Source organism: Priestia sp. 3CA3 (assembly GCF_056836725.1).
Map to the genome: position 1 here is coordinate 503,608 of NZ_JBXENJ010000002.1, position 17,068 is coordinate 520,675.

General features: G+C 39.7%; 16 protein-coding genes and 1 pseudogene. 7 read left to right on the forward strand and 10 right to left on the reverse strand.

Going from position 1 to position 17,068, the window contains the following annotated elements; translation table 11 throughout:
* Positions 1 to 20: 20 nt before the first annotated feature.
* Both AC1VNJ_RS07670 and AC1VNJ_RS07675 read right to left on the reverse strand, forming a co-directional pair.
* Positions 21 to 350, reverse strand: coding sequence for a 4Fe-4S dicluster domain-containing protein (locus tag AC1VNJ_RS07670; protein ID WP_033580302.1), 330 nt, complete (start codon positions 348 to 350; stop codon positions 21 to 23).
* Positions 350 to 1,948, reverse strand: a pseudogene (locus AC1VNJ_RS07675) (FAD-dependent oxidoreductase). Before AC1VNJ_RS07675 ends, AC1VNJ_RS07670 begins: the two are co-directional and overlap by 1 nt.
* 492 nt (positions 1,949 to 2,440) lie before the next feature.
* On the opposite strand from AC1VNJ_RS07675, the gene AC1VNJ_RS07680 reads away from it, so the two are divergent.
* Complete coding sequence (locus AC1VNJ_RS07680; protein ID WP_033580300.1) at positions 2,441 to 3,871, forward strand: MFS transporter; 1,431 nt, start codon at positions 2,441 to 2,443, stop codon at positions 3,869 to 3,871.
* A gap of 103 nt (positions 3,872 to 3,974) precedes the next feature.
* Here the strand turns inward: AC1VNJ_RS07680 and AC1VNJ_RS07685 are convergent, their stop codons facing one another.
* Positions 3,975 to 4,517, reverse strand: coding sequence for a GNAT family N-acetyltransferase (locus AC1VNJ_RS07685; protein ID WP_482640539.1), 543 nt, complete (start codon positions 4,515 to 4,517; stop codon positions 3,975 to 3,977).
* Positions 4,518 to 4,610: 93 nt separating this feature from the next.
* On the opposite strand from AC1VNJ_RS07685, the gene AC1VNJ_RS07690 reads away from it, so the two are divergent.
* Entirely contained in the window at positions 4,611 to 5,084 is a 474-nt protein-coding gene (locus AC1VNJ_RS07690; protein WP_230624691.1) for a hypothetical protein, read from the forward strand.
* Between the two features lie 472 nt (positions 5,085 to 5,556).
* On the opposite strand, the gene AC1VNJ_RS07695 is transcribed toward AC1VNJ_RS07690, so the two are convergent.
* The 3 genes from AC1VNJ_RS07695 to AC1VNJ_RS07705 all read right to left on the reverse strand — a co-directional run bounded on the left by AC1VNJ_RS07695 (position 5,557) and on the right by AC1VNJ_RS07705 (position 8,318).
* Positions 5,557 to 6,741, reverse strand: coding sequence for a M20 family metallopeptidase (locus AC1VNJ_RS07695; RefSeq protein ID WP_049165604.1), 1,185 nt, complete (start codon positions 6,739 to 6,741; stop codon positions 5,557 to 5,559).
* Positions 6,731 to 7,018 (reverse strand): hypothetical protein, encoded by a 288-nt coding sequence (locus AC1VNJ_RS07700; protein WP_482640540.1) that lies wholly within the window; start codon positions 7,016 to 7,018, stop codon positions 6,731 to 6,733. Before AC1VNJ_RS07700 ends, AC1VNJ_RS07695 begins: the two co-directional genes overlap by 11 nt.
* A 385-nt stretch (positions 7,019 to 7,403) precedes the next feature.
* A complete protein-coding gene (locus AC1VNJ_RS07705) occupies positions 7,404 to 8,318 on the reverse strand; it encodes an NAD(P)-dependent alcohol dehydrogenase (protein WP_482640541.1) in 915 nt (304 codons plus the stop codon).
* Positions 8,319 to 8,488: 170 nt separating this feature from the next.
* Between AC1VNJ_RS07705 and AC1VNJ_RS07710 the strand changes: the two genes are divergently transcribed.
* From AC1VNJ_RS07710 to AC1VNJ_RS07725, 4 genes are all read left to right on the forward strand, one after another.
* Entirely contained in the window at positions 8,489 to 9,181 is a 693-nt protein-coding gene (locus AC1VNJ_RS07710; RefSeq protein WP_033580356.1) for a response regulator transcription factor, read from the forward strand.
* A complete protein-coding gene (locus AC1VNJ_RS07715; RefSeq protein WP_482640542.1) occupies positions 9,174 to 10,178 on the forward strand; it encodes a sensor histidine kinase in 1,005 nt (334 codons plus the stop codon). The genes AC1VNJ_RS07710 and AC1VNJ_RS07715 overlap by 8 nt, the downstream gene beginning before the upstream one ends.
* A gap of 100 nt (positions 10,179 to 10,278) precedes the next feature.
* A complete protein-coding gene (locus tag AC1VNJ_RS07720) occupies positions 10,279 to 11,040 on the forward strand; it encodes an ABC transporter ATP-binding protein (protein WP_098112392.1) in 762 nt (253 codons plus the stop codon).
* Positions 11,030 to 12,973: an ABC transporter permease gene (locus tag AC1VNJ_RS07725; protein ID WP_482640543.1), complete on the forward strand. Its 1,944-nt coding sequence runs from the start codon at positions 11,030 to 11,032 to the stop codon at positions 12,971 to 12,973. The genes AC1VNJ_RS07720 and AC1VNJ_RS07725 overlap by 11 nt, the downstream gene beginning before the upstream one ends.
* A 48-nt stretch (positions 12,974 to 13,021) precedes the next feature.
* Here the strand turns inward: AC1VNJ_RS07725 and AC1VNJ_RS07730 are convergent, their stop codons facing one another.
* From AC1VNJ_RS07730 to AC1VNJ_RS07740, 3 genes are all read right to left on the reverse strand, one after another.
* Positions 13,022 to 13,636 carry a GNAT family N-acetyltransferase gene (locus AC1VNJ_RS07730; protein ID WP_482640544.1) on the reverse strand — a complete coding sequence of 205 codons (615 nt, stop codon included), beginning with the start codon at positions 13,634 to 13,636 and terminating at the stop codon, positions 13,022 to 13,024.
* Positions 13,637 to 13,743: 107 nt separating this feature from the next.
* On the reverse strand, positions 13,744 to 14,346 hold the full coding sequence (locus AC1VNJ_RS07735; RefSeq protein WP_482640545.1) for a dienelactone hydrolase family protein: 603 nt from the start codon (positions 14,344 to 14,346) through the stop codon (positions 13,744 to 13,746).
* A 6-nt stretch (positions 14,347 to 14,352) separates the two neighbouring features.
* Positions 14,353 to 15,555, reverse strand: coding sequence for an aminotransferase-like domain-containing protein (locus AC1VNJ_RS07740; RefSeq protein ID WP_482640546.1), 1,203 nt, complete (start codon positions 15,553 to 15,555; stop codon positions 14,353 to 14,355).
* Positions 15,556 to 16,027: 472 nt separating this feature from the next.
* Between AC1VNJ_RS07740 and AC1VNJ_RS07745 the strand changes: the two genes are divergently transcribed.
* The gene (locus tag AC1VNJ_RS07745; protein ID WP_221816836.1) at positions 16,028 to 16,204 is read left to right on the forward strand and encodes a hypothetical protein; all 177 of its coding nucleotides are present in this window, start codon (positions 16,028 to 16,030) and stop codon (positions 16,202 to 16,204) included.
* Positions 16,205 to 16,230: 26 nt separating this feature from the next.
* Here AC1VNJ_RS07745 and AC1VNJ_RS07750 read toward each other — a convergent pair whose 3' ends face one another.
* On the reverse strand, positions 16,231 to 17,007 hold the full coding sequence (locus AC1VNJ_RS07750) for a sulfite exporter TauE/SafE family protein (protein ID WP_482640547.1): 777 nt from the start codon (positions 17,005 to 17,007) through the stop codon (positions 16,231 to 16,233).
* Between the last annotated feature and the right edge of the window lie 61 nt (positions 17,008 to 17,068).

The following is a 17,068-nucleotide window of genomic DNA, read 5'->3' on the forward strand; positions in this document are numbered from 1 at the left end:
CTTTGTCCGCTCTTTTTTGTCTATTTTCTATTTAAGATGATATGCGACTGATCAGAAGAAGCGGTGGATTTTCTTCCTTTTCCCCAGCCTACAGCTTCTCGGTAACTTCCGAGCAGGTGATGATTAATTAGGTGCTGTTCATCTACTTCTGCAGTTTGTTCAGCTAAAGGCGTCACGTACAAAGCATCTACCGGACAATACAGTTCACACATAAAGCAAGTTTGACAATCGGATTGACGAGCTATGGAAGGAGCGCCTCCCATGCGAGAGCGGTCAAAGACATTTGTTGGACAAACGGATACACAAAGATTGCAGTTAATACACCGGTCTTCACTAAGGATCTCGATCATTATATAACCCCCTTTACGTGATTAGAAGACTTTGTACCTAAAGGTCTCGCCCAAACTTCCTGCACGCCTCCGCTCAGAATCCGGTAGTGCTGCTTGGAATCCATAAACGGAAAATCGTCACGCCGGTGCATTCCTCTCGTTTCTTTTCTTTCTAATGCACTTGTATACATCCATCGCGCGGTTGCCGTCATGGACGCAAGCTCTCGACTTCTCACGATGTTTCTTTCTTTATCATACACTCCGTTCTTCAACTCATTCCACACCGCATTTAACCTCGTCAGAGAATCTTGCAATCTTGCTTCTGAACGAAACCAGTTCCGGTCATATGGAAAGACTTCGCGCTGAACCGATGCTATCATTTCTTTCGTATCAGCTGAATCAGAAGAAGCTACTGACTTTGTGATTCCTGACGCTTCTGATAAGCCTTTGGCATGCCGACTTGCAGTATTTCGCCCTTGCTTAACAGCGAATGCTGCCGCTGCTTTTCCTGACCAGCAGCCTGAAGAGATAGCCCATGCTGCATTATGGCTGCCTCCTCCGGTAAATCCTCCGCAGATTAATTCGCGTGTTGCCGCATCTCCGGCTGCATATAACCCTGGAATGTCGGTTCTACACGTTTCGTCTATAATGTGAATACCGCCTGTTCCTCTAACGGTTCCTTCAAAACGCAGGGTGATTGGAAACATTTGAGTAAAGGGATTCATATGAAGACGATCAAACGATAAAAAGAAATTTGGCTGTGATAAGCGCATTGCTTTTTGAATACGTCCATCCGCTTTATCCAGCCTTGCATAAACAGGCTGGGTCATTAACGTTCTGGCTATGATGGAGCGTCCTTTATGAGAACCGGCTCCTTCAATCACTGTACCGTCTTCATAATAAAATGTAGCCCATTTATAAAATGCTGATTTTGTGATTGGAGAAAAAGCTGGCGAAATCGAATAAGCATTTGAAAACTCCATGCCGGAAAGCGACGCACCTGCTTCTGTAGCTAATAAGTAACCGTCTCCTGTTAAAACATTTGTACCGAGTGCTCCGCTCAGAAATGCACAGCCTCCCGTTGCAATCACAACTGCAGCAGCCTCCACTCTCCATGTTTCTTTCGTTTGATTATTAATTCCGCAAGCACCTGCCACACCGTGTTCATCTGCAAGAAGCTCCAGTGCCGGGCTATGATCTAAAATCTGCACGCCTGCTTTTTAAAGCTGACGCCGCATTAGCCTCATATATTCAGGCCCTTGAAGTGTCGTTCGCTGAGAAATTCCTTTTTCATCTACAGGAAACGGATAGCCAAAATGAGCTAATTCATTTACTTGTTCAAACGTACAATCAAGCACTCGTTTCATCCAGCTTCTTTCAGCTAAATATCCCCCCAGCTCTTCTCTGCTTTTCATTGCTTCCAGCTGTTCATCAGAAGTAGGTTTCACATACCAAACTCCTGTACCCGAAGGCGCAGTTGCTCCGCTCGTTCCGCAATATCCTTTATCAACAAGTACAGCTTTTGCACCTTCTTTAACTGCTTGCAGAGCTGCCCATGCACCGGCAGGGCCTCCTCCAATAATTAATACATCTGTATGAAAATGAAAGTCGGCAGTCATATACGGATCCCCCTCTTAAAATGTTTGCGCTCTCAAAAACCTTATTAAGAAAAACCTTGCTTATTATCCACTCGACTATTTTGCTCATCGTTAAATCTATACCAACTATTCCGTTCCAGAATCCAACTCTTCCATAACACCCATTCAATATAAAAAGGAGACCAGTCCATTTGTTTCACCACAATGGTCTGGCCTCCAGTTGCCTAGTAGGCGCTTTTTCGTACAGTATCATCAATACCAAGTAATTCACTTTGTTTAATTATATATTAAAAGTTTATGCTACGATTGTCAATGATTATGTTATTCTTAGAATTTATTTGAATTGTTCTTATCTCGTATTGACAACTCTATGAATTTTTTGGTAAATTAATCTCACTAAACATATAGGATTTAAAAACCGACCAGACAACTGGAGGCTCTCATTCTTTTTAATAGATGAGAGTCTTTTTTGTTTCTTTGGTTAAGGGTTTTAATACGATAAGGAGGTCAAGTATGGCAAGTGCTCAACCACACGTAATTCAATCCCGTCAAGACATTATCAACTTTGTTAATTCAAATCCAGTTACCTCTAAAAGCTGGAAAATCATTTTAGTAGCTTTAGGGGGCATTTTTGTCGATGCCTACGACTTTACCAGTCTCGGAATTGGAGCTGATCAATTAAAGGAACAATTTAACCTTTCTCCTGCCGGCCTTGGAAGCCTTACAGCTATTATGGCCTTTGGCGCCTTGCTAGGAGCTACTGTAGGAGGATATTACACGGACAAATTCGGCCGCAACAAAATGTTTTTAATCGATTTATTTTTCATGGTATTCTCTGCTCTTGGCGCTGCTTTAGCAACTGATTTAGTTTGGTTATTTATCTTTCGGTTTTTAATGGGCGTAGGCGTAGGACTAGATGTTCCGGTAGCGCTCAGCTTTATTGCTGAGTTTAGTAATTTAAAGAAAAAAGGCCAATACGTGAACTTGTGGTGTCCCCTGTGGTACGTGGCCGCAACTGTTACTGGACTTGTTGTTCTTCCTTTTTACCTGCTCGGGCAGCACGAAGACATTTGGCGCTGGTCGGTAGGATTTGGAGCTGTTGCTGCACTAATCGTGTTAATTTTGCGCTACCGCTACATGGATGAAAGTCCAATGTGGGCGGCTCATCATCTTCCGCTTAAAGAAGCTGTCAAGGTGTTAGAGAAAACCTATGACATACAAGTCACGGTGGCTAAAAATGCAAAAGAAGAACCAGTATCTCGTTCAAAAAAACTGTCTTACAAAGCTATTTTCCAAGGAAAGTATCGGGCTCGGACATTTCTAGCTTCCATCATTACGGCTACTCAAAGTATGCAGTATTTTGCAGTTGGCTTCTATATCCCAACCATCTCCACGCTTATTTTTGGTAAAGGAATGATTTATGCAATTATCGGTACTCTTTTCTTTAATTTATTTGGGATTATTGGCGGCTTTACACAATCACGGCTAACTGAACAAGTTGGCATAAGAAAACTTGCGATTACAGGCTATATCATTTGTTCTTTAAGCTTGGTCCTGATGGGACTAACAGGTGATACTCATTTTATTGCGCTGCCCATTTTATTTATTGCTTTATTTATTTTTGGTCAATCTTTTGGCCCGGGAGCGCAAGGGATGACAATGGCCACTCTTTCTTACCCTACTGAACTGCGAGGGCTAGGCTCTGGATGGGGGCAAGGAACAACGCGTATCGGCAGCATTTTAGGTTTTTACTTATTCCCGGTTGTCCTTTCGATTGGCGGAATTTATACAACATTTCTCGTCCTTACAATCGTTCCCGTTATTGGTCTGATCGCGACGTTTCTTATTAAGTGGGAGCCTATTGGCACAGATGTCGAAAAAGAAGAAGAACAAGGATTTGAAATCAATAAAAGCTTTAGTGAAAAGAGTGAGGTGTATCACTAACTATCATTCTAGTAAAACAGGCGAAACGCAAAACACCTTCAAGTATAGTGTACTTGAAGGTGTTTTTTTCTTTAAAGATCGATAAAAAAATCCTCATAAAAAGCTATACAAAGCGCCCCATCACTACTGTATTATAGAACTTGCCGTCTGACAGCACCTTGTCATTTTTTAATACTCCTTCTACTTCGAATCCGAACTTTTCATACAAATCAATGGCTTTTTTATTCGTTTCTAACACATTCAGCGTCATTTTCTTCATGCTCGCGCTCTCTGCCCACAGTATGGATTGCTGCAAAAAACCTTTGCCAATTCCGTATCCCCAATATTCTTTTGCGATGCATACACCAAACTCTACTTTATGAGCCAATCGCTTCAACTCATTACCTTCACATCTTGAAAATCCGACAATTTCATTATGTACAACCGCTACTAAAAATAAGTTTCGTTTACTTTCTGTGTCACGTTGAATAAGTTTTTCAAAGTCGGATTCGTCCATATATCCTTCTCCTGATTCACGATCTAAGTTTTCTGTTTCTCCATCTAGCTGAACTCTTAGGTGAGACAGTTCGTTTGCATCGCTAGTGGCAGCTGAGCGAATAATGTACTGAAGTCCTTTTACATGGTAAATCTGCTGGTTGATGAACACCCTATACCTCCACATGTATTTCTTTCATTCAATCTATCAATTAGTTTTAATTTCCTTTACTATAAATATTATACATAAAGAGATGAAAGAGAGTTGAAGGAATTGCTTTGGTTATTGCTTTTGATTCTATACGGCATTTACAAGTTGTATAAATCAAGGAGACCGCTAACGAAGTTTGATCATTTTTACGAGAGAGCGTTTGAGCTGGAAGAGAAAAAGCGCTATGGAGATGCTCTTGATATACGTAACCAAGGAATTGAACTCCATACCCTTACCGATTTAGAACGAGCTGATTTACATTTAGCGAACGGGCGTATGCTTTTAAAACTAAAGCAATATGAAGAATCAACGAAACACTACGATGCCTCATTTAAACTAGCAAAATATGAAGAATTCCCTTACTCAGAAGGATTTGACGAAGTCATTGAAGCCTACTTGTATGCAGGGCGTAAAGAAGATGCCTTGATAATCACTAACGACATGTTAAAACGGCAAAGCTATGATCGAAAATTTAAGAAGCTCGAGCCTTTAAAAGAAAAGCTTCTTTCATACGAAGACTCATGGTAAAATTAAACAAATGAAAGCGTATTATTCAGAGCGATTGAGGTGAGCATAGTGGTCATAACGGTTATTGTAGGAGTGCTAGGTCTAATTGGTTTAATTGCAGCAGGATTTGCGACGAATTATAAGGATACAAAGTAAGATGTCGTAAAGAAGAGTCGGTGGGACAAACGTAGTTTAGTTGAAAAAAGATCCGAACCATAAACAGTTGGGATCTTTTCATTGTGCTAGCCAACGTAGATTTAATCTATGTAGTAGCTTCTAGCTGTTGGTTGGAGGACAAGACGAAGACTCCTGCGGGAAAAGCGGAAGAAGTGAGACCCCGCAGGAGCGTATGCGACGAGGAGGCTCACCGGCCGCCCGCGGAAAGCGAAGTCTTGCACGGAAACCAACAGCCGTGTCACAAGCAATCCATACGAGCTCCTTTGTGCCTTTTTTCGTCTTTAAATTGGGTCATTGTATGTCTGAATCTCTTTTTTTAACGAGCCAACAGCTTTTCAGTAACGCGCAAAAACATCTTTACTCCGACTTCAAGCGAGGCTTCATCTACCGTAAACTTCGGATGATGATGAGGGTATACGATGTTATGTTCTTCATTTCGGGCTCCGATGTTAAAAAAAGCTCCTTCCGTTTCCTGCAGGTAAGCTGAAAAATCTTCTCCTCCCATTTTAGGAGACAGTGTTTTAACACGTTCTTTTCCGTATTCTTCGATGGCTGTTTCTTCAATTAAACGCGTAATTTCTTCAGAGTTAATGACAGGGTGATAGCCTTTTTCATACGTAAACGTGTACTCTGCGCCGTAGGCTTCTGTTAGTCCTTTTACAATCCGGTCAATTTGTGCCGGAACTTTTTCTCGCAGAGCCGCGTCAAAACTTCGAACAGTACCGTTCAGCTCCACTTTATCAGGAAGTACATTGTGCGTAGTTCCTCCGTGAAATTGTGTAACTGATACAACTAATTTATCAATTGGATTCGTCGTTCTTGAAACAATGGTTTGAAGGTTGGTCACAATTTGCGCTCCTACCACAATGGCATCAACTGCTTCATGAGGCGCTGCGGCGTGTCCTCCTTTTCCTTTAATCGATATGTTAAACGTGTCAGGCGAAGCCATCATAGGACCTGCAAGCACGCCGATTTCTCCGACCGGAAGACCAGAATTCAAGTGCGTACCAATTACATAATCCACACCTTCCATCACGCCTTCTTTCACAAGCTCCTGCGCTCCCCCGGGCAGCAGCTCTTCTGCGTGTTGAAAAATCAAGCGAATTTCTCCTTTAAATTCATTTCCTAACTGAGAAAGCACAGAAGCTACTCCTAGCAAAATAGCCGTGTGACCGTCATGTCCGCATGCATGCATCACGCCTTTATGAACCGAAGCAAATGAAAACGTATTTTCTTCTTCAATCGGCAGCGCGTCCATATCCGCTCGAATCGCAACTACTTTTCCCTCTTCTTTCCCTATTAATCTAGCTACCACGCTTGTTGGTGTAGGACGCGTAATGACAAAGCTTTCAAACGAACGAAGCGTATCTTCCACAAACTGAGCCGTTCGGTGCTCTTGAAACGATAATTCAGGATAGCGATGAAAATGTCTTCTCCACTCAATTACCTGCTTCTTTAAGCTTTCTGTGACGCTGTATTCACCGATTGATTTAACTGTCATATGCAAACTCCCCCTTTGTTTGACTATATCGATTGGCTGGAACGGAAAGATTTAAATTTCCGCGCAGCGTATTGCTTTCGTATGAAGTGTCGTAAAGCCCGCGCTCTTGCAAGATAGGCACCACTTTTTCCACAAACTGATGAAACGTCTCGCTCATAAACGGGCGAAGCACAAATCCATCCGCTGCTTCCTGCTCATACCATTTTTGCATTTCATCCGCTACGTGCTCTGGCGTTCCTGAAAACGGCGAACGAGGCAAAATTGTTTCAAGCGCCACTTGTCTTAACGTTAATTTCCTAGCAGCCGCCGCTTGTTTAATTTTATTTGTAGTACTTTGAAAGGCATTGGCTCCGATATCCCCTAACTCTGGAAACGGTGCGTCTACGTCAAATTGATGAAAGTCATAATCATCAAAAAAACGAGCTAAATATGTAATGGCATGATCAATTGGAATTAGCGCGGCAAGCTCTCCATATATTCTTTCTACATCTTCCTCGCTATCTCCTATAATTAAATCAATACTTGGAAAAAAGAGATGCTTTGATTGTTCAAAGCATCTCCAGTCGTCTGGTCGATTGGTTTTAAATAGCTGTTTAGTTGACTTATCTGCATGTTATACCTACTATCCGGGTAAGTCAAATCATCTTTTCAAATATGTAGTTTTATTCCTTTAAAACTACAACCACATTTCCTACCTTATGTCCGGTCTCTACATACTTATGAGCTTCTGGAATTTGTTCTAAAGAGTAGCATCTATCAATGACTGATTTGATCCGGCCTTCTTCCATGAGCTTTTTAAGAAACAATAAATCTTCCGTCTGCACTTTCGCAATTCCTTGTCCTTCTACTGAAACAAAGCGTCCATTTAGTGTTAACGCTTCCTTACACTGGTTTTTTGTAAGTTTTCCAACGGCATCAAAAATAAGATCATATCTTTCTTCTTTTTTAGGAAAATCTTCGTTTTGGTAGTCGATGACGTAATCTGCTCCTAAAGATTTTACTAATTCGCTATTTTTGGCGCTGCACACGCCTGTCACTTCGGCCCCGTAATAGCTAGCAAGCTGTACAGCGGCAGTTCCTACCGCACCTGAAGCACCATAGATAAGCACTTTTTGTCCGACTTGAATGTTTCCTTTTCTAAAAAAATGCAGAGCCGTTGTGCCACCAAAAGAAATAGAAGCGGCTTCTTCACAGGTTACATTCTCTGGCTTTACGGCTATTGTCCCCTTTTCTGGTAAGCAGATATATTCCGCATATCCTCCGAACTTCATACCAGTCATCGCAAACAGCTGGTCGCCTTTTTTGAACCGCGTTACGTTCTTTCCGACGTCCTCTACTTCTCCGGCCAGCTCTACGCCTAGTATTGATTTTCTAGGCTTCCGTAATCCTAAAACTATTCGCATTGGAAGCCACAACAGCAGTGGACTGTTAAAGCTCCTCACTCTGCAGTCGCCCGATGTGACCGTGGTGGCATGAATTTTTATCAGTATTTCATTCTCTTTTGGAATAGGATTTTCTACTTCTTCAAGCTGAAGAACATCTGGTTTACCATACTTTGTACATACCATTGCTTTCATAACAGCTCTCCTTTTTTCACTAGAGTTCAATATATGTTTATAAACTATGCTCGTCAAAAGCTATTCTTTCACATTTTAAAAAGAACCCCTATGAATCTACTAACATATATGGTAAATAAAAGGATATTACTATAAAATGAGTATAAAAACAGAAAGCGTGGTACGTGTTATTGTTTAAACTTCTTTTAATTGAAGATGATGTAACGCTGTTTAACGAACTGAAAGAGCGGTTGGAGCAATGGTCATATGATGTTTATGGCATCCGTGATTTCAGTAACGTTATGCAGGAGTTTAGCGAGGTAAAACCTGATTTAGTGATTATGGATATTCAGCTGCCGAAGTATGACGGATTCCACTGGTGCAGAATGATTCGCTCTCACTCGAAAATCCCTATTATATTCCTATCTTCACGAGATCATCCTTCTGATATGGTCATGTCTATGCAGTTTGGAGCCGACGACTTTGTGCAAAAGCCGTTTCATTTTGATGTGCTTGTAGCAAAAATACAAGCCCTTCTCCGCCGCGTGTATAATTACAGCGTTGAACAAGTAAGCCTTCTTTCGTGGCAAGGCGCAACGATTGATTACGAAAAAAATAAAGTATCAACGGAATCTAAAGCTATTGAGTTAACCAAAAATGAAATCTTTATTTTAAAATGCTTAATATATAAAAAGAATACGATTGTAAGCCGAGATGAGCTGATTAATAGTTTGTGGGAAGATAAACGGTTTATCAGTGATAATACCCTAACGGTAAACGTCAATCGCCTGCGAAAAAAGTTAGATGAAATTGGACTGGGAAGCTTTATTGAAACAAAAGTCGGTCAAGGCTACGTAGCGATTGAAGAGGAACGCTATGATTAAACTCTTTATTCGCGAGCGTCTAAGCTGGATTCTTTTCTTTTTTATGATGCATCTTTTAATGCTTTTTATCGCTTATATTGATGAATCCATTCCTCTGTCTTCGATTCTTTATATCGTGTTTATATCATCAATTGTCTTTCTTATTTTTTGCGTCTTCCGCTATCATAAAGAAACGAAATTTTATCAAGGGTTAAAAGATGAAGAGGATTTCTTTGATTCTTCTACTCTTTCTCATCCGCTGCGCCCCTTTGAAAAGATTGTTCAGCAAAATCTGATGCAACAATTAAAACAGGCGAAAAAAGATGCGGTGCAAACCCAGCTGCACGTGACGCAGGAAAAAGATGAAATGTTAGCTTGGATTCACGAAATTAAAACGCCGTTAACTGCAATGCATTTAATAATTGAACGCTTAGAAAATCGAGAAGTTAAAGCAAACTTGACGTTCGAGTGGCTCCGTATTCACTTTTTACTTGATCAACAGCTGCATCAAAAGCGCATTTTCTTTATCGAAAATGATATGTATATTGAACATCTGGATTTAGAGTCCCTTATTTTCACTGAAATCAAAACGCTGCAAGCTTGGTGTATGCAAAAAAATATTGGGTTTGATGTGGACATACAGGCAGAACGTGTACTGTGTGACGCAAAGTGGCTTTCGTTTATTATGAGACAGCTCTTAACAAACGCAGTCAAGTACAGTGAAGCATCTGACGTAATGATTAGAAGCTACAAGCACAATGGTCAAGTGTACGTCGAGGTAAAAGACAGCGGACGCGGCATTTCTCCTCAAGATATGCCGCGCATTTTTGAGAAAGGTTTTACCTCAACCACTCAGCATGAAGACAGCCGTGCCACAGGTATGGGTTTGTATCTCGCTCAAAAAGCTGCGCACGCTCTTTCTATTCACATTGGTGTGAAGTCAGTTCTTAACGAAGGCACGACGTTTACGCTTGCCTTTCCTAAATCAAATGATTTTGTTGATATGAAAAGCATGTGACAAAAATGTCACATGCTTTCGTCATTTGTTCGGTGAATCAAAGGAAAACGCAAGGCTCTTTTTTTATAATAAACGTATCAAATCAAAGGAGTGAATACATATGAACATATTAGAAGCTACTAATATTCACAAAAGCTACGGAAATAAATTTAATAAACAAGAAGTATTAAAAGGGGTAGATATTACGATTATGAAAGGAGAATTTGTAGGAATTATGGGCGCTTCAGGCTCAGGTAAAACGACGCTTCTTAACGTGCTTTCCTCGATTGATAAAATCAACGGCGGAACCATCAAAATTGAAGGAAATGAAATTAGCAGAATGAAAGAAAAGCAGTTAGCAAACTTCCGAAAAACACATTTAGGCTTTATTTTTCAAGACTATAACTTGCTCGATACGCTGACAGTCAAAGAAAATATCCTCTTGCCTCTTTCTGTTGTAAAAACTCCTTCAGCAGTAGCTCACAAAAAATTTGACGCGCTAGCCAAACAGCTCGGCATCTATGAGCTCAAAGATAAATATCCAAATGAAATTTCGGGCGGACAAAAGCAGCGTACTTCTGCTGCAAGAGCCTTTATTCATGAGCCAAGTATGATTTTTGCTGACGAACCAACCGGTGCACTTGACTCAAAAGCAGCCAGCGATTTATTAAACAAACTGACCGAGCTTAATGACAAAAGAAGCGCAAGTATTGTGATGGTAACGCATGACCCAGTGGCAGCCAGCTACTGCAGTAAAGTGATTTTTATAAAAGACGGACAAATTTATACGCAGCTGTATAAAGGGGATCAAACGCGAAAAGACTTCTTTGAAGATATTATGAAAACTCAAGGTGTACTAGGCGGAGTGCAAGATGAATATTAATCAGCTCGTCTTCCGCAACTTCAAAAAGAATGTAAAAAACTATTATCTGTACGTTTTTGCACTGGTTTTCAGCGCAGCTTTATATTTTGCTTTTGTCACGCTTCAGTACGATCCTGCTCTTGATGCAACCAAAGGCTCCATTAAAGGAGGCGCAGCCGTTCGGGCCGCTTCTGTTTTACTTGTAGCCATTGTTTCTATCTTCCTACTATATGCAAATACGATTTTTATTAAGCGACGCAGTAAAGAAATTGGCTTATTTCAGCTAATTGGCATGACCAAAACAAAAATTTTCCGTATTTTGACGACTGAAAATTTTATGCTGTACTTTAGCTCGCTGATTGCCGGCATTTTAATTGGATTTTCATTTTCAAAAGTAATCATTATGATTTTATTTAAAATCACGGATACCAAAGGCATTGCCAAGCTTCACTTTTCAGAAGAAGCCTTGATTCAAACGCTGATTGTGTTCGGCGTCATCTATTTGTTAATCATGACGATGAACTATCTTTTTATTAAAAGACAGACCATTTTAGCCCTATTCCGCGTTACGTCATCTACAGAAAGCAAAACAAAAAAAATCAGTATTCTTGAAATTATTATTGGAATTCTTGGCATGATCTTTATTGCTTCCGGCTACTATATTTCTGCTAAATTGTTTGACGGATCTTTTACAAGCATGAATGCTTTGTCCATCGCAATGGTATCTATTTTAGCTTCGGTTATCATCGGAACCTATTTGTTTTATAAAGGCTCAGTTCGCTTTTTATTAAATCTGATGCGTAAAAGCAAAAAAGGCTATTTATCGATTAACAATGTATTATCTCTTTCTTCCATTATGTTTCGCATGAAATCAAATGCACTGTTACTGACGGTTATTACAACCGTATCGGCTCTTGCTATTGGTCTGTTGTGCTTGAGCTACATCTCTTATTATTCTGCTGAAAAGTCGGCCGAAGATTATGTGCCTAACGATTTTTCAATCAATAATACAAAAGACGCTGCTTCATTTAAAGCCGCGTTGGATCAAAAGAAAATAGCATATACGGAAAAAAAGATCGACGTCATCCAAGTAAAAGCAAACGTAAAAAACATCTTAGAAAATAATTTGGAAGGCCCGATGGTAGACTCGTCCGCTATGGTTTTTTCAGTTGTTAGCGAAAAATCTGTTAGTGGTGTAAAGGTAGCTCAAAATGAAACTTTGTTTACCGGCTATAATGATATGCTTCAACGAGTAAATTCATTTAAAGATTCCGGAGAAATTGAGCTAATAGGAAAGAAAAAAATCATTCCGCAAAAGTATATAGGTTTAAATCGAAAATTTCTCTTATCTACCTATTTTACGAGCGGTATGCCTACTGTGATTGTAGACGATTCTGTGTTTAATGAACTGGAAAAAGACGTGAATCCTTCTGTGCAAAAAGAATCTTCTGTGTACACAGGGATAGATATATCACAAAAAAATGACTTACCAAAAGCAAATGAGATTTTCAAAGAAATGAAATTGGGAAATCATACTTTCAATGATTCGCGTATCGAAACGGTAAAAAGCCAAAAGCAGACTATGGGTCTAATCATGTTCATTGTCGCTTTTCTAGGACTGGCATTTTTAATCACATCAGGGTGCATTCTTTACTTTAAACAAATGGACGAAAGTGAAGATGAAAAGCCGAACTATACGATTCTTAGAAAACTCGGCTTCACTGAAAATGATTTACTAAAAGGCATAAAAATAAAGCAGCTTTTTAATTTCGGCATTCCGTTAATCGTAGGGTTGCTTCACAGCTATTTTGCCGTACAATCCGGCTGGTTCTGGTTTGGAACAGAGCTTTGGACACCTATTATTATCGTCATGATTGTCTATACGGCGCTGTACTCTATTTTTGGTATTTTATCTGTTCTTTACTATAAAAAAATTATTAAACAAGCTCTCTAAAAATAAAAAGCACAAGCTATAGCTTGTGCTTTTTATTTTTAAATGCCATTAATTGCTGGCGTTTTCTTTATTTTCCGCACTGGCTTCATGTAAAAAAATTTCTAATCGCTTTTTGACAAACGGCCATTCGTCATCGATTATACTGAAGATGACCGAATCTCGTACGTATCCACCTGGTAAAAGCATATGTTTTCTGCTAATGCCTTCTTGCGTAGCACCTAACCGTTTAATAGCCGCTCTAGACCGCTTGTTTCGCGCATCCGTTTTGAACTGAACGCGGTGAAACTTCAGCTCTTCAAAACAGTATTTTAATAATAAATACTTACACTCTGTGTTGACTCGCGTTCGCCACACGGATGGATGATACCACGTCCACCCTATTTCTACGCTTTTGTTAGGAAGTGATATATCTAAAAATCTTGTGCTTCCTACAATTGAATGTGACTCTATATCAAATACAGCAAAAGGCAGCTCTCTTCCTTCCTGCTTTGCTGTTAAAGCACTTTCAATCAGCTGTTTCATATCACTTAGACGATGAACTTTTACCGGGAGATGCTCCCAAATTTCTTTCGGTTTTGCAGCTTCATAGAGTCCTTGCTCATGCATTTTTTCAAGCGGCACTAGCTTTACCGCTGTTCCTACAAGTTCAACTGACTTTAGCATAACCTCACTCCTTTTTGATACGTTTAAAGAAAATGTTAATACAGGTATACGTACTGAAAAAGGGTCAGTTTCTGCTTATTGCAAGGTATCACTTTCAGCGTGTATAGCTAGTGATCAGCTAAGTGCTTTTCGAGAAAGTCACTTACTGTTTGGAAGGCTTCGTCCGCTGATTCTTTATTAAAGGTTTGTGAAAAAGGATTCATAAACCCATGAAATCCATAAAACTTTTTGATTTCCAAAAGCGGCTCTCTTTTTTGCTCTAGTGAGTTTATTAAACAGTCTACATCAAATGTTTGCTCTTCAGCGGGGAAAATAAGAAGAGTTGGACACACAGGACGTCTATTTATATAGTCTCTAATGCGCGATCCGTAACAGCCAATCACAAAGTCACACAAATTGTTTTCACTGCATAGCCACGATATTGTGGCTCCTACACTAAATCCCATGATCCCTACTTCTTCATATTCTTGTTTTAGCTGAATTAACATGTTAGTAATTTGTTTTGAACCCTCGTCAATCCCAATGTTTTGAACAAAGTTCTGATAAGCCATTTCTTCTTCTTCATAACTATAAGGAATGTCTCTAGATAATAAGTTAGGACAGATAATATCTGCCTCTAACTTAGAAAATTTCTCTTTCATAAACTTCATATGATCGTTCACACCGTATATTTCATGAATTAATAAAATGGCTTTATTTGGCTTTTCCATACCTTTTTACAAAACAGTCGTTTCTCTCGCCAGTTCACGGTGCAATACGTCTCCCATGCGCTTCATGCCTTCTACGATTTGCTCCGCAGACATATTCGAGTAATTCAAGCGCAGCGCGTTGTTTCTTGTGCCATTTGGAAAGAATGGTGTTCCCGGAACACAGGCTACGTTATTTTTTAGACATTCTGAAAAGATATGTGCTGAATCGATTCCTTTGGGCAGCTCTACCCAAATAAACAATCCGCCTTCTGGCTTACTGTAAGACAAATTCTCCGGGAAAAATTCTTCAATACAAGATAACATTTGTGTACATCGCTCTTTGTACACAGCTTTAATTTTTTGAATGTGCTCTTCGATATCATAAAGCTCCATATACTTAGCCGTTACCCGCTGAGCAAAGCTGTCGGTATGTAAGTCCGCCACTTGCTTAAACGCTACGTACTTATCAATGAAGTCTTCATCTGCGCACACCCAGCCGATTCGAAGACCTGGCGCAAAAATTTTAGAGAATGTGCTGATATAAATAACTCTGCCTTCTGTATCAAAATGCTTAACCGGCGGCAGCGTTTCTCCTGCAAATCGAACGCCTCCGTACGGATTGTCTTCTACAATCAGCACGTCGTATGCATTCGCAAGCTCGATCATTCGCTGACGTCTTTCTCGCGTTAAGGTGCGTCCTGTAGGGTTTTGAAAATCTGGAATTGTATAGATAAATTTAGCATGCGGATTTTCTTGAAGTTTTTTCTCCAGCTCTTCCATAATCATTCCGTCTTCGTCCATATCTACTTCTACAAACGTTGCATTGTAAGATTTGAAGACGTTGATGGCTGCTAGGTACGTTGGACTTTCACAGATTACCACGTCTCCGTCATCAAGAAACAGTCTTCCTGTAAGATCGATTGCCTGCTGAGATCCGGACGTAATTAAAATGTTTGAAACAGTGGACTCGATGCCAATATGCTTCATTCGTGTCGAAATGGCTTCTCGTAAAGGAATATACCCTTCAGTTGTACTATATTGGAGCGAAGCGGCTCCGTCTTCATTTAATACGGCGCGGCACGCATCGTTCATTGCTTCAACGGGAAATAGCTCCGGCGCTGGAAGTCCTCCTGCAAACGAAATCACTTCTGGTCGTTCCGTTACTTTTAAAATTTCGCGCGTTTCAGAGGATTTTACAAGACTAGCTCGTTGGGCAAATTTATCTTTCATTGATGATCATTCCTTTTTTAGATTTTAAACTTTTACAGTGACTCAAACTTTCAATGGTAAAACTAATTATTCGAATAGTCAGAAAAATTAAGACAGATGCTTCTATTCATGAGATTATGCAGCTTTTACAGCTTGCAAGATGCCTTTTTAACAGACAACTAGCATGTGCGTCCTCTCTGACTCTCCCTTTCTCCTTTCAATATATATTTTCTTATTCACTATTTATAATACAAATCAAAGGTCGTACGATAAATGTGGCCTTATATTTAATGTATGTTAAAAAGGATAACATAAAAATCAAATAAATAAACAATAAATTCTACAAATTCTTAATTTTTTATACAAATATATTTATTTCAGTAAACTATTATGTAAGATTCCTTTCCCTTTTCATTGACCTTCCGTATAAAACTCGTTATAATCCTTATTAACTCGATAAGATTTAAAGGTTTTAGTACAGGAGTGATGAAAAGTGAAATGGTTTCATTTTCTGTTTAATGAACGATGCCCAAAATGTAAGCAAGTGTTAAATACATCAAAATCTAATGCACTTCACGCGACTATAGTGAAAGTGTGTCCGTCTAACCACTACCAAAAAGAATTTCATCCTGCGCTTGAAACGTATGTGGAAAGTGATGAAGTGCTATAAAAAAAGCTATGGGAATCCATAGCTTTTTATAGTAGCCCCCACCAAATCTTAATTGCTGTTGCTAGAATCAAACCGGCAAGGATCCACTGAAGCACTTTTGTATTCATTTTCTGACCAACTTTTGCACCGACTGGAGAGGCAATTAAACTTGCCGCAACTAAAATAAGTGCCGGTATAAATGGGACTTGATGGGTCACCAGCTTTCCAACCGTTGAACCAATGGAAGAAATAAAGGTAACGGCTAGTGAAGTTGCGATGGTTATTCGAGTTGGAATTTTAAGCACCACAAGCATCACAGGAACTAAAATAAAGGCTCCCCCTGCTCCTAACACGCCTGCTACGGCTCCGATAAGCAGTGATAAAATAGAAGCTAATCCTTTATTGAATTGAAGTTCGCCTTCTTTTATCTTATCTACATTTTTCTTTGGAATAAACATCATCATAACCGCAATAAGAGCTAAAACTCCATATACAACATTTAATCCTTGTTCATTCATATAATGTGAGAGGTAGCTTCCAAGCATGCTCCCAATTAGAATATTGCTGCCCATATATAAAATTAATGATTTGTTTAAAAATCCGCTTTTTCGATACGCCCATACGCCGCCTATTGTCGCAAAGAACACTTGAACAGCTCCTGCACCTGAGACTTGATGAGCCGTTAATGCTCCTACTCCTACTAATGGAGGAATATATAACAGCATCGGATAATTAATCACAGACCCGCCAATACCGACCATACCGGAAATGAACGACCCAATAAATCCAATAAGAAAAAGCGTGATGATAAATGTAAGATCCATCTATAGTCGCTCCGTTTCATATAAGGAAAGGGTACCTTTTACAAGAGATACCCTTTTCATC

Coding starts and splice junctions, on each gene's coding strand:
- AC1VNJ_RS07670 (WP_033580302.1), bottom strand. CDS start 350: ATGATCGAGATCCTTAGTGAAGACCGGTGTATTAACTGCAATCTTTGT.
- AC1VNJ_RS07735 (WP_482640545.1), bottom strand. CDS start 14,346: ATGGAAAAGCCAAATAAAGCCATTTTATTAATTCATGAAATATACGGT.
- AC1VNJ_RS07740 (WP_482640546.1), bottom strand. CDS start 15,555: ATGAAAGATAAATTTGCCCAACGAGCTAGTCTTGTAAAATCCTCTGAA.
- AC1VNJ_RS07725 (WP_482640543.1), top strand. CDS start 11,030: ATGAATATTAATCAGCTCGTCTTCCGCAACTTCAAAAAGAATGTAAAA.
- AC1VNJ_RS07715 (WP_482640542.1), top strand. CDS start 9,174: ATGATTAAACTCTTTATTCGCGAGCGTCTAAGCTGGATTCTTTTCTTT.
- AC1VNJ_RS07695 (WP_049165604.1), bottom strand. CDS start 6,741: ATGACAGTTAAATCAATCGGTGAATACAGCGTCACAGAAAGCTTAAAG.
- AC1VNJ_RS07680 (WP_033580300.1), top strand. CDS start 2,441: ATGGCAAGTGCTCAACCACACGTAATTCAATCCCGTCAAGACATTATC.
- AC1VNJ_RS07720 (WP_098112392.1), top strand. CDS start 10,279: ATGAACATATTAGAAGCTACTAATATTCACAAAAGCTACGGAAATAAA.
- AC1VNJ_RS07705 (WP_482640541.1), bottom strand. CDS start 8,318: ATGAAAGCAATGGTATGTACAAAGTATGGTAAACCAGATGTTCTTCAG.
- AC1VNJ_RS07730 (WP_482640544.1), bottom strand. CDS start 13,636: ATGCTAAAGTCAGTTGAACTTGTAGGAACAGCGGTAAAGCTAGTGCCG.
- AC1VNJ_RS07750 (WP_482640547.1), bottom strand. CDS start 17,007: ATGGATCTTACATTTATCATCACGCTTTTTCTTATTGGATTTATTGGG.